Annotated in this window: 10 protein-coding genes; 5 read left to right on the top strand and 5 right to left on the bottom strand. The window is 54.7% G+C overall.

Going from position 1 to position 11,488, the window contains the following annotated elements; genetic code table 11:
- The first annotated feature begins 3 nt into the window (after positions 1-3).
- Complete coding sequence (locus HMJ29_RS02030; protein ID WP_171589916.1) at positions 4-1,413, top strand: RagB/SusD family nutrient uptake outer membrane protein; 1,410 nt, start codon at positions 4-6, stop codon at positions 1,411-1,413.
- Positions 1,414-1,501: 88 nt separating this feature from the next.
- Here the strand turns inward: HMJ29_RS02030 and HMJ29_RS02025 are convergent, their stop codons facing one another.
- Positions 1,502-1,981, bottom strand: coding sequence for a hypothetical protein (locus tag HMJ29_RS02025; RefSeq protein ID WP_171589915.1), 480 nt, complete (start codon positions 1,979-1,981; stop codon positions 1,502-1,504).
- Between the two features lie 153 nt (positions 1,982-2,134).
- Here HMJ29_RS02025 and HMJ29_RS02020 point away from each other — a divergent pair, with 153 nt between their 5' ends.
- A complete protein-coding gene (locus tag HMJ29_RS02020; protein WP_171589545.1) occupies positions 2,135-2,395 on the top strand; it encodes a hypothetical protein in 261 nt (86 codons plus the stop codon).
- Positions 2,396-2,475: 80 nt separating this feature from the next.
- Here the strand turns inward: HMJ29_RS02020 and HMJ29_RS02015 are convergent, their stop codons facing one another.
- Positions 2,476-4,413, bottom strand: coding sequence for a CocE/NonD family hydrolase (locus HMJ29_RS02015; RefSeq protein WP_171589914.1), 1,938 nt, complete (start codon positions 4,411-4,413; stop codon positions 2,476-2,478).
- Positions 4,414-4,587: 174 nt separating this feature from the next.
- Here HMJ29_RS02015 and HMJ29_RS02010 point away from each other — a divergent pair, with 174 nt between their 5' ends.
- The gene (locus HMJ29_RS02010; RefSeq protein ID WP_171589913.1) at positions 4,588-7,191 is read left to right on the top strand and encodes a M14 family metallopeptidase; all 2,604 of its coding nucleotides are present in this window, start codon (positions 4,588-4,590) and stop codon (positions 7,189-7,191) included.
- 66 nt (positions 7,192-7,257) lie between these two features.
- Here HMJ29_RS02010 and HMJ29_RS02005 read toward each other — a convergent pair whose 3' ends face one another.
- The 3 genes from HMJ29_RS02005 to HMJ29_RS01995 form a co-directional block, all read right to left on the bottom strand.
- Positions 7,258-7,611 (bottom strand): hypothetical protein, encoded by a 354-nt coding sequence (locus HMJ29_RS02005; RefSeq protein ID WP_171589912.1) that lies wholly within the window; start codon positions 7,609-7,611, stop codon positions 7,258-7,260.
- Between the two features lie 127 nt (positions 7,612-7,738).
- A complete protein-coding gene (locus HMJ29_RS02000; RefSeq protein ID WP_171589911.1) occupies positions 7,739-8,974 on the bottom strand; it encodes an S-adenosylmethionine:tRNA ribosyltransferase-isomerase in 1,236 nt (411 codons plus the stop codon).
- Between the two features lie 70 nt (positions 8,975-9,044).
- On the bottom strand, positions 9,045-9,824 hold the full coding sequence (locus HMJ29_RS01995) for a class I SAM-dependent methyltransferase (protein WP_171589910.1): 780 nt from the start codon (positions 9,822-9,824) through the stop codon (positions 9,045-9,047).
- 215 nt (positions 9,825-10,039) lie between these two features.
- Here HMJ29_RS01995 and HMJ29_RS01990 point away from each other — a divergent pair, with 215 nt between their 5' ends.
- Together HMJ29_RS01990 and HMJ29_RS01985 are read left to right on the top strand one after the other, a co-directional pair.
- Positions 10,040-10,615, top strand: coding sequence for a hypothetical protein (locus tag HMJ29_RS01990; protein WP_171589909.1), 576 nt, complete (start codon positions 10,040-10,042; stop codon positions 10,613-10,615).
- Between the two features lie 115 nt (positions 10,616-10,730).
- Positions 10,731-11,486 carry a hypothetical protein gene (locus HMJ29_RS01985; protein ID WP_171589908.1) on the top strand — a complete coding sequence of 252 codons (756 nt, stop codon included), beginning with the start codon at positions 10,731-10,733 and terminating at the stop codon, positions 11,484-11,486.
- The last annotated feature ends 2 nt before the right edge of the window (positions 11,487-11,488 follow it).

Below are 11,488 nucleotides of genomic sequence, written 5' to 3'. Positions count from 1 at the left end.
CTGATGAAAACGATATTTTCTCGATCAGCCGCCGTGTTGGCACTAGGTCTTAGCCTGGGCCTGGCCTCCTGCGAAAAGCAACTCAATATTGACCCTTACCAGTCAGTAGATGCGGCAACGGCATTGAACAATGAGTCGAATGTAGGTAGTGCCGTGGTAGGTATGTATGCCCGCCTCGATGACCCCAACCTGTACGGTACCAACCTTATTCTGGTACCTGAACTGATGGCGGTGAACAATTACATTCGCTTCCAGGGCTCATTCCAGAACTTTATTCAGCTGGCTAACCGCACTACCAACTCTCAGAATACAACGGCAGAAGGTATCTGGCGGGCCGCTTACCAGGCCATTAATCAGGCCAACCTGATTATTGATGCACTGCCGGTAGTATCTACTGCCAGCCTGAAGTCGCAGTATGAAGGGGAGGCCCGTTTCGTGCGCGCCGATATGCACTTTGAACTGGTGCGCTTGTATGCCAAGCAGTACCAAGCTGGCGGAGGCAACACCCAATTGGGTGTGCCACTCAATTTGGTTCCTGTAAAGACCGTAGAGCAAGCTTCTACTCTGCAGCCCCGCGCCACTGTTGAGCAGGTATACACTCAGGTAATTGAAGACCTGACCAAGGCTATTGCATTGCTGCCCAAGAGCAACGGTACGCGTGCTTCCAGCTACACGGCCAAAGCCCTGCTGGCCCGGGTGTACCTGCAGCAGAGCAATTTTGTGCAGGCAGGTGCTCTGGCCGATGATGTTATCAAAAACAGCGGCAAAGCGCTTTCGCCCACGCTGCAGTCGGTATTCACAAACCGCAACTCCTCTGAGACCCTGCTGGAAATCCAGCAGAATGATCAGAACAACGCCGGCACTTCCAACAGTGGCCTAGCTACTCACTTTGCCAGCATTGGCCAGCTCGGGCGTGGGGATATTCAGGTGCTACCAGCATTTGCCGCCCAGTACGGGCCTACTGATGCTCGAGGTGAAGCCGGGCTTTTGTATGTAGGCACCGGTACTCGGGCTGGGGTATTGCGCTCTGGCAAGTACACTACATATGGCCAGAATATTCCAGTGATTCGGCTTGCTGAAATGTACCTGATCCGGGCTGAGGCTGCTTTCAGAGCAGGTAACCTCACCGATGCTTTAGCAGATATTAACCGTATCCGGAACCGTTCGGGAGCTACCCCACTGACTTTGGCTCAGCTTTCACTAGCCACAATTCTACGGGAGCGTCAGCTGGAGCTGGCTTTTGAGGGGTTCCGCATTCATGACCTGAAGCGCACCGGCACGGACATCTTTATTCCTGCTACTGGCTCAAACCCTGCCACTACGTTCCCTATCACCAGCGACCGGTTGGTGTTGCCTATTCCCTTCCGGGAGACTAACGTGAACACAACCCTGGTGCAGAACCCTGGCTACTAAGTCATCTGCACCAAGTAAAAAGGGCCGCAACGAATATCGTTGCGGCCCTTTTTTGTTGATATACCTACGGTGCTAGGCCAGTCAGGCCCTATTCCTGATCATCCTCGTCCTCATCATAGTGGCTGAAGTCAAGTGCAGCGGCCACTTCCAGAGCTTCTCTAATAACACCATCCATGAGGGGCTGAGTGTCAGCGTCGAGGGTGCGCTCAAAGAGGCCTAGCAGCAGTTCACCATCCTCATTTACATATAGATTGGTGTAGAGCTTCTCAAACACTTTAGCCTCTTTGGTGATGGTAGCATCAATTTCCTTAACGGAGCGAGACGCTAAAGCGCGGTGTAGTACGTCCATCACGCGGCGGCTTTCTTCATGGTCGCCTAGGTCAGCAAGAAGCTTCATCAGGGCCAGTGCTACTCCTAAGCGTACCCGCTCAAAGCGGAACGCAATATCAGTGCTAGTGGCCTGCCGGAAAGTGTCGTAAGCCGCCAGAGTAGCCGGTGAGAGGAAGCGCTTAGCATCAGCCGCCTCCGGGAAGGCTACCTGCAGCAGTTGTTCGTAAGGGTAAGGCATAGTAAAAAGTCGGGGGAGAGGCCTAGCGCCGCGAAAAGATAGCGGCCAAGGCGAAACATTCAGGCCCAAAGGTACGATTGTATCTACAGGCCTTGTTCAACTCCGGAATTGGCGCCATCTTCACTACTCCTCCTGATACATTCGCACACTCCTATGACGCACAAGAAAAAATGGCTCACGTTTGCCCCCGCCGGACTGGTAGTTGTGGGGTTAGGTACCTGCTTAGTGCAGTGGGCCGCTGATAAAAAACGAAGAAAAGCGCCCACTTCAGAGTGGGTAGCCGCTGGCACGGCCGCCTTGGTCGTACTCAATGCCGGGCTTAGTCTGTTTGGGAGGGGAGTATCGGAGGGGGTATTGTATGAGTTGAAGGAGAAGCCACAGGAAATGGATTTTTATAACGTGCCTCGCATGTAAGTTGAAATACCCCGTAACCCAGAAGGAGCCGCCATGCTAGCATGGCGGCTCCTTCTGGGTTACGGGGTAATGCGGTTGGCCTAGAGCACTTTCACGGTGAGCTGAGAAGTATGTTCTGGCGAGTGGTACAAGCGGTGCGTAGCGGTCTGAAAGTCTTTCTCGTCCGCCTCAAAAATGTTGGGCACAAAAGTCTGTGGGTTCCGGTCTACGAGCGGGAACCAGGAACTCTGCACCTGCACCATGAGGCGGTGGCCCTTTTGAAAGGTGTGGCAGAGGTCTTGCACCGTAAAGGGTACTGCCGTCACCTGGCCCGGTACAAACGCTTCAGGCTTGGAGAAGCTGTTGCGGAACCGGCCTCGCATTACTTCCGAACGAACCATTTGCTGGTAGCCGCCCAGCTTCACGGCCGGGTTGGTGCGCGGGTTGTTCGGGGTATCGTCAGGGTACACATCAATGATCTTGACTACCCAATCAGCATCGGTACCCGTGGTGGCAACCTGCAATAGCGCCTGAATGGGGCCAGCCAGAGTCATGTCTTCCGTGAGTGGTTCTGTCTGATACGTGAGTACATCGGGGCGGCGGCTGGCGAAGCGCTGGTCGTCGGTCATGTACTCGCGGGTCATGCCGGTGGTGGTGGCCTCAGAGAACGGTACGGGGTGAGCCGGGTCGCTGAGGTACTGGTCATACTCTGAGCCGCTAGCGGGTTTATCAAACCCAATCTTGCCCGCGGCCTGGAAGTAGAGCGTGCGCTCTTTGGCTTCCTTGGGGGGCCAGGCTTCAAAGGTGCGCCAGCGGTTGGTGCCGCTCTCAAACACCGTAGCCTCAGGCGTGGCAGCGGGCTTGCCATCCTTCAGGTACGACTTGAAAAAGGGCGCTTCAATCTCTTTCTGGTAATACAGGGAGGGCGACTCCCCGTAGGCCACATTGCCCACCATCTCGCCGGTGCCGCGGGCCCAGCCACCATGCACCCACGGGCCCATTACCAAGCCATTGCGCATGCCGGGGTTCTGCTTTTCAATGCTCTCGTAAATCTTTAGCGCCCCGAATAGGTCTTCGGCATCGTTAAAACCACCTACCGTCAGCACGGCCGTACCTTTATTAAGATCTTTGAGGTGAGGGCGTAAGTTGCGAGCCTGCCAAAACTCATCGTAGTTCGGGTGGCTGGCCATCTCGTTCCAGAAGGCCACTTTGCCTTTGTAGTAGTTGGCATCGGCATTCTTCAGCGGGCCCATTTTCAGGAAGAAATCGTACCCATCGGGAGTGCCGTGTTTGAAGCTAGGGTTGCCGGTAGGAGTAGGCTGAGGCCGGGCCAGGCCGAAGGAAGCTAGGAAATTGAAGGCGTGCGGCAGGAAGAAGGCGCCGTTGTGGTGGAAATCGTCCCAAAACCAGTCGGCAATAGGGGCCTGCGGTGAGGAGGCCTTTAGGGCCGGGTGGCGGCTGAGCAAGCCGGTGGCCGTGTAGTAGCCGGGGTAGGAAATGCCCCACTGGCCTACGCGGCCATTGTTCTTGGGGCCATGCTTCAGCAGCCAGGCAATGGTATCAAAGGTGTCAGTACCTTCATCAATATCATTCTTGCCCTTATGCGTGTCCTTTTCGGGGCGCACATCCACAAACTGGCCCTCTGACATGTAGCGGCCCCGCACATCCTGATAAGCAAAGATGTAGCCCTCGTGCATCATGGTGCTGCTGGGCCCCAAGGAATATTTGTACTTGCCGGCTCCGTAGGGACCTACGGCGTAGGGCGTACGGTTGAGCATTATCGGGTAACGAACCTTATCGGCATCGTTGGGGGCATACACTACGGTGTAGAGCTTAACGCCATCCCGCATCGGAATCTGATATTCCGTTTTGGTGTAGTGCTGCTGAATGTAGGCCGTATCGGCTACAGTAATGGCCAGCTGAGCCTTTTCGGCTTCTGACGTTACCGGATACGTAATTGCCGATTGTGCGTAGCCACTGAGGGTGCTGGCCAGCAACAGGCCCGTGAGCGTAGCCGCATGAGGGAAGAAGTGGGACATAATAGAATGAAAGGTGGCGATGAAGCCCAATCTACTTCCTATTTCCTGAATTTGCTGACATCAAAGTGCCCAGCGAGGCTTATGCTAGAATCTTGCACGGAGCAGGCGCAAGCTTTACGGGCTTTGTATCTTTTGCCACGCTACTTTCTGCTTTCTTTGGGTTCTACTTGTACTATGCGGGCTACAGCCTGCACAATTTTTCGTTCTGTGTTACATTCTCGCTTTCGAGCTGCCTACTTGCTGCTTCTGCTCTTGTGGGCACCCCGGCTCTTCGCCCAATCCCCGGCCCCGGCTACTCAAGGTCCTTTGCTAACTCCTGCTCAGTTTCTAGGGTATGAGCTCGGTACGCAGTTTACGCCGCACGCGGCATTGCTCAGCTACGTAGAGCACGTAGTGCAGCACTCACCTAGCCAGATGAAGCTGCAGCGCTACGGTAAAACCTATGAAAACCGCCCCCTGGAGCTGGTATACGTGGCTACGCCCGATAACCTGAACCGCCTGGAGGACATTCGGCACAACAACCTGCGCATGACGGGTCTTGAAAAAGGCACGGTACAGCGACAGCAGCCGGCCGTGGTATGGCTGAGCTACAACGTGCACGGCAACGAGGCGGTATCGTCGGAGGCGGTGATGGAGGTGCTCTATGACTTAGCCAACCCACAAAACCAGCAGATGCAGCAGTGGCTGCAGAACCTGGTAGTTATCATTGACCCTTGCGTAAACCCCGATGGCCGCGACCGGTACGCCATGTGGTATAACCGGGTGCGCAACCAGCAGGCCAATGCTTCTCCTTATTCCTGGGAGCACCATGAGCCCTGGCCTGGGGGGCGCTACAACCATTACTACTTCGACCTGAACCGTGACTGGGCGTGGCAAACGCAGCAGGAAAGCCGGCAGCGCATAGTGGTGTATAACCAGTGGCTCCCGCAGGTACATGCCGATTTTCACGAAATGGGGCCCAACAACCCGTACTACTTTTCGCCGGCTGCCAAGCCCTTTCACGCGGACCTGACCGAGTGGCAGCGCAAGTTCCAGAATATCATTGGCGACTATAACCGGCAGGTATTTGACAAGAACGGCTGGCTATACTTCACCCGCGAGACCTATGACCTGTTCGCTCCCTTCTACGGTGACACTTGGCCGTCCTTTAATGGGGCCATTGGCATGACCTACGAGCAGGGTGGAGGCGGCCCGGCCGGTATTCGCTACACCAAAGCCGATGGCGACACGCTTACCCTGGCCCAGCGCATTGCGCATCACCACGCCACCAGCCTCGCCACTATTCAGGCCGCCGCTGACCGCCACAATGATCTGATCAAGGAGTTTGAGAACTTCTATACCAATGCTCGTACTAACCCCAAAGGCGAATACAAATCGTTTGTACTGGCTGGTAGCGGCGACCCGGGCCAGGTGCGTGCGCTCACGCAGTACCTCGACCGGCAGCAGATTACCTATGGCTTTGCCACTAAGCGCAGCAAACTCAAAGGCTTTGATTACACCACCGGCAAAACCGACAACGTGCAGATTGAGCCGCACGATGTAGTGGTGAGCATGTACCAGCCCAAATCAACGCTGGTAAAGGTGCTGTTTGAGCCAAAATCAGTACTCGAAGACTCCCTGACCTATGACCTCACGTCATGGTCCTTGCCCTATGCTTTTGGCTTGAAAGCTTACGCCCTGAAAAGCCGGGTTGAGGCAGCTGGCTCGCAGCCGTCGGCTGCAACCGTAAAGGGAAGCGCGGCTGCGCCCACAGAGCGCCCATACGCCTACCTGGCCCGCTGGAACAGCCTGCAGGACGTGCGTTTTCTGGGGCGTTTGCTGCAGCAGGGCGTGAAAGTTCGTGTGGCTGAAGAGCCGTTTGAAACCGAAGGCCAGAAGTATCAGCGGGGTACGGTTGTTATCACGCGTACCGGCAACGAGGGCCTCGGCGCCCGGTTCGACCAGCTAGTGCGGGCCCAGGCCGACTCTGCGGGAGTTGTGGTGCAAGCTGTGCAGTCGGGCTTCTCTACCAGCGGCGGCGACTTAGGCTCACGCTCAGTACGACCCATTAAGCAGGCAAATGTAGCTGTGCTTGCCGGCCCCGGCGTAGATGCCACAGCTTTTGGCGAAGTATGGCATTTCTTCGAGCAGCAACTGGGCTATCCCATTACGGTTATCGGAACAGACTACTTCAGCACCGTACCGTTGGCAAAATTCGACGTACTTATTCTGCCGGATGGTAGCTATGCCGATATTCTGGCGGAGCGTAACCTGGAAAACGTGAAAGCCTGGGTGCGGGCTGGTGGCAAGCTGGTAGCCCTGGAGGGGGCTTCACGCTTCCTGGCTGGCAAAAAAGATTTTCTCCTGAAAACAAAGCCCGCTGACTCTACAGCAGCCAAAAAGGCCAGCCCATACGCCGCACTGCGCAAATATGCCGATGCAGAGCGGGAGCAGATTGGTGAGCGGGTGCAGGGCAGCGTTTACCGCGTTCAGCTCGACAATACGCACCCCTTGGCTTTCGGCTACGGCGACACCTACTACGCTCTGCTACGTGATGTGCCCAATTACCGCTTCATGCCCACTGGAGGCTGGAACGTAGGCGTACTGAAGAAGAACAGCTATGCGGCTGGTTTTGCGGGCAGCAAAGCCCAGCGCGTGTTGAATGATACGTTTGTGCTTGGTACCCAGGATTTAGGCCGGGGCCAGGTAGTTTACCTCGGCGACAACCCTCTGTTCCGGGCCTTCTGGCAAGGGGGGAAGCTGCTCTTCGGCAATGCCATTTTCATGGTAGGCCAGTAAGGGCTCATCCAACACAAAAAAGCCCCGCTGCGTTGGCAGCGGGGCTTTTTTGTGCGCAGTTTAAGACTAGTCTACTACGTCTTCGGCTTTGTTTTTCACGGCTTTGGCGCCCTTCTTCACGGCGTGGCCGGTTTTCTCAGCGCCTCTTTTTACTACGTGGCCTGTTTTCTTGGCCCCACGCTTAACGGCGCTGCCAGTTTTCTCGCCTACATATTGAGCGTCTTCTTTCGTGTTGTGAATTTTTTCGCCAGCTTCCGTACGGCCCGTCTGCGATTCTACTTTCATAGTACCATTATCGCGGGTAGTAACGGTGGTTTTGGCACCAGTAGCATCATCTTTTGCTACGGTTTTGGTATCGCCCTGGGCGAAAGCTGCGGTAGAAAAGGCTACGGCAGCAACTATCATCAGTATCTTTTTCATGACAAAAAACAGGCTTGGTAAAATAAACCTGTGTCCTTATACGCTGCTCTGCGAATAAGTTGCTTTTGGAAAAAGGAGTGATGCAAACTGCCAAAGATAACCCTAGGCCACTCTAAGCTTGAGATGGTTAAGGAAGCAGCAAAGAACTGTCGCCGTAGCTCAGAAAGCGGTAGTTATTTTCCAAGGCATGGGCATACAAGTGCCGCCATTCAGGGCCAACTAGGGCGGCCACCAGTAGGAGCAGAGTGCTCTCCGGCTGATGGAAGTTGGTAATCAATCCTTTGATTAATCTGAATTGATAGCCGGGCGCAATTAGTAGCTGCGTAGTGGCGTGTAGCTCTTCTGCTTTTGTGCTTTCCAGATGCGTAAGCAAGGCCTGCAACGCGGCTTCGGCTGGAATGTCGGCAGTGCCTTCATAGGGTTGCCACTGGCCTACGTGCCAGGTAGGCGCTTGCTCTGGTTGCTGCACCAGTCGCGCGCCCAGCCAGTACAGGCTCTCCAGAGTTCGGAGGCTGGTAGTACCCACTGCCAGAATAGGCCTAGGCCAGTGCCCGAGCAGCTGACGGAGGGTGGCGGCAGTTACGCTAATGGGCTCACCGTGCATAGGGTGGCCTAGCATCTGGCTGGCTTTTACTGGCTGAAAGGTGCCCGCTCCCACGTGTAGCGTTACGCGCGCTGAGGCAATGTGGCGCGCTTGCAGCTCGTCCAGAACGGCATCAGAGAAATGTAGGCCAGCAGTAGGCGCGGCCACAGCACCTTCGTGGGCGGCGTAAACAGTTTGGTAGCGCACCGCGTCTACATCGGTATCTGGCCGGTTAAGGTACGGCGGCAGGGGGAGGTGCCCTGCTGCCCGCAGCACCTCAGCAAATGGCAGGCCAGCAGGCTCCCAGCTAAAACGAATAAAAGCAAATCCTTCGCCTTGCTCCAGCCGCTCCGCCGTGAGTAGCGCTGGTTGGCCGTCAACGGAAAATTCCAGCAACACAGGACCCGCTTTCCAGCGTTTACCGTTGCCCACCAGGCATTTCCAGACGCAGCTGCCCGTTTGCTGCATGGCGGGCTCGATGGCTTTGTGCGGAGCCACTGGTTCCAGGCAGAACAGCTCTACCAAGCCACCGGTAGGTTTGTGCGCAAACAAGCGGGCCCTCACCACTTTCGTGTCATTAAACACGAGTAGCGCATCAGTAGGCAGCAGGCTGGGTAGTTCCTGAAAACGGCGGTCTTCTATCTGGCCGGCGTTGTAGTAAAGCAGACGCGACTGGTCGCGGTTAGCCAACGGCTCGGGCGCAATTCGCTCAGGTGGCAGCTGGTACGTAAAGTCTTGGATGGAAAGCTGGCGAGGATCGGGGGCGGCAGAGGCAGACATGCCACAAAGGTAGGGCACCTAGGCCACTCCTGCTGGCAAAACGAACCAACTCACAACACGCCGGCCTAGCTTACTGCGCGCGGCGGAAAATCAGTAAGTGCTGCTGAGGCAGCGTCTCGATGGTATCAGCCAATACTAGGCCTATGGCAGCCATTTCGCGCTTAGCCTGCTCCACCGACATTTTATGAATGCGCTTGATGGGCACCTCCGGGTCTTCGGCCCGGTATTCTACCAGCGCCAGCCGGCCCGTAGGAGTGAGGGAGTTACGTACTGCGCGCATCATTTCCCGCGGGTGGTCAAACTCGTGGTACGCATCCACAATAAGCACCAGATCCACACTATTAGCGGGTAAATTAGGATTTTGAGTGGTGCCTAGCACTGGCTCTACATTTGGCGCATTAAACTTGGCCTTGTTGGCCTGCAGTGCCGTGAGCATCTCCGGCTGAATATCTACGGCCAGTACCTTGCCCTGCGGTACCAGGGGGCTCAGGCGGAACGTGAAATACCCAGTGCCGGCGCCTATGTCGGCCACTACATCAGTGGGCTTTAAGCGTAGCTCCCGCAACAAAATATCGGTGCCCTCTTCCTGCTGCCGGTCCGACCGTTCTAGCCAGTCAGAGCCCTCGTGCCCCATTACGTGCGCAATCTGGCGGCCCATATAATATTTGCTGATGCCGTTGAGGTCTTTGGGAGCCCGGCGCTCATACCCGCTACTGTCGGGGGCCACACTGGTTTGCAGCGGAGAGAGCTGAGCGGCAGTGCTTTCAGTAGGTGGTTGGGTACATGCTGCCGCAGATAGCAACAAACCAGTGGCACTTACACGCAAAAAAAACAGAAGGGAAACAGGCATACGCACAGCGCAATTAAATGGCGAATGGACTAACATCCTAATTCATTGAAGCGTTCGAATTGCCTTATGCAAGATGCGTCTCAGCAGTGCACATGTGAGAGCTATCCTCTTTAATTATGCAAAATGCCGAATATTTAATCTGGCTTTTTATGGCCAATTATTACTTTAGCCCGTAGAAAACGCGTTTGACACACATTCATCCAATTTCCTTTTCTATGAAACACCTATCCGGATTCCTTCACAAGCTGACTGCCGTAGCTGCCGTAGCCGTAGCTCTCACGAGCTGCAACCGTGCTGAATATGCTATGCTACCCAAGTCGTCTTCGGCTTACCACGGTACCCAGCGTGCTACTATCGTAACACCTGCACCCGCTACCACTCCTAGTGCAGAAGCAGCTGTTTCGAATGAGCCAGTAGCCGCCGTTACGCCCGAAGCACCAGTTACTGCTGTCGCTCCAACTACGCCTGCAACTCAGCGGGCTGCTGCAGCTTCTACTCCTGCCAAGGCTCCCGTTGCTGCCCCCAAGCTGAACGCAGTGCAGAAAGCACTGGTACAAAACATGGTGAAGAAAGCCGATAAGCTGGCTGCCAAGGCTCAGGTGATTAAGAAGTCGGAAGTTGCCTCTAAAAAAGACGCAAACGCGCTAAGCCGTAACATCAAGCTCGGTATTATTCTGCTGCTAGTTGGCATCCTGCTTGGCATCTTCGGCGGAATCCTTGCCGTGCTCGGAACCATCTTTGCCGTTATCGGTATCGTGTTGATCGTTCTAGGCCTACTCGACGAAGTTTAAGAGCTCCTGCTTACAAACAAGAAGCCCCGACTGCCAGCGCAGTCGGGGCTTCTTGTTTGTAACCTAACTTACTCTAGTTTAGAATATTATTTATTCGTCTGGATTACCTCAATTTATGCGCAGAAGACTGATCATTATTCTCTTATCTAGTCAGCTAATTGGCTGTCAATCTGCGAGAATCTTTAAACTGCCTGTTACTGCGCCTATGTATGACAGGAATGCTCTCGCTCAGCCAATACCAGTTGTTTCGCCTATACTAACCGCTGAGTTGCCTCCGGATGAAGTGACGGCTAGTACCCGAAAAGCGAAAATCAGCACTGATATCAAGCAAACTTCTTTAACCGTATTACCCCCTGATACCACTATAAAGCAACCTTCGGTAATGCCAACCATTACCGATTTCAAGGTTGATCCGGCTACTACTATTGTTAACGCTGTGGGAGGGGCTGTAGCGCTGACAGGGGCAGTATTGATGATCGACGGGGCTCTAAGTGACCCTCCACAAACCGAGTGGGGCGGCTTGACCCATGCGATTCAAGGTATAGCTGGGTTTTTTCTGTTCGGACTTGGAATAGCTTTAGTGTTTTTTCAGGGTAAAAATGGACGGCACCGTTTGTTGAAGCAGGCTCTGAAAACGGGAGTGATGCCTGATTCATTGCCATCGACTATGCCTGTAGCTGTTCAACCTGAAACAACCATTCCTGCAGTCAAACAACGGAATCGTAGTCGGAGAAGGGTAGGCATTAGTTTACTAGGTACTGGAGTTCTCTTGGCAATAGTGAGCTTATCGATCAATTTTGCTTTTATTCTTACGGCTATCCCAGTTGCTATAATTGGCGTGGCTTTGCTCCTTACAGCCAAAAAAACCTAAGG

Origin of the sequence: Hymenobacter taeanensis (assembly GCF_013137895.1) — a bacterium.
GTDB classification, from domain to species: Bacteria; Bacteroidota; Bacteroidia; order Cytophagales; family Hymenobacteraceae; genus Hymenobacter; species Hymenobacter taeanensis.
This window is presented reverse-complemented; position numbering and strand designations above follow the sequence as displayed.

What these genes read in the sequence shown, in the direction of transcription:
- HMJ29_RS01990 (WP_171589909.1), top strand. Translation starts at nt 10,040, where the DNA reads ATGAAACACCTATCCGGATTCCTTCACAAGCTGACTGCCGTAGCTGCC.
- HMJ29_RS02015 (WP_171589914.1), bottom strand. Translation starts at nt 4,413, where the DNA reads ATGTCCCACTTCTTCCCTCATGCGGCTACGCTCACGGGCCTGTTGCTG.
- HMJ29_RS01995 (WP_171589910.1), bottom strand. Translation starts at nt 9,824, where the DNA reads ATGCCTGTTTCCCTTCTGTTTTTTTTGCGTGTAAGTGCCACTGGTTTG.
- HMJ29_RS01985 (WP_171589908.1), top strand. Translation starts at nt 10,731, where the DNA reads ATGCGCAGAAGACTGATCATTATTCTCTTATCTAGTCAGCTAATTGGC.
- HMJ29_RS02025 (WP_171589915.1), bottom strand. Translation starts at nt 1,981, where the DNA reads ATGCCTTACCCTTACGAACAACTGCTGCAGGTAGCCTTCCCGGAGGCG.
- HMJ29_RS02030 (WP_171589916.1), top strand. Translation starts at nt 4, where the DNA reads ATGAAAACGATATTTTCTCGATCAGCCGCCGTGTTGGCACTAGGTCTT.
- HMJ29_RS02010 (WP_171589913.1), top strand. Translation starts at nt 4,588, where the DNA reads ATGCGGGCTACAGCCTGCACAATTTTTCGTTCTGTGTTACATTCTCGC.
- HMJ29_RS02020 (WP_171589545.1), top strand. Translation starts at nt 2,135, where the DNA reads ATGACGCACAAGAAAAAATGGCTCACGTTTGCCCCCGCCGGACTGGTA.
- HMJ29_RS02005 (WP_171589912.1), bottom strand. Translation starts at nt 7,611, where the DNA reads ATGAAAAAGATACTGATGATAGTTGCTGCCGTAGCCTTTTCTACCGCA.
- HMJ29_RS02000 (WP_171589911.1), bottom strand. Translation starts at nt 8,974, where the DNA reads ATGTCTGCCTCTGCCGCCCCCGATCCTCGCCAGCTTTCCATCCAAGAC.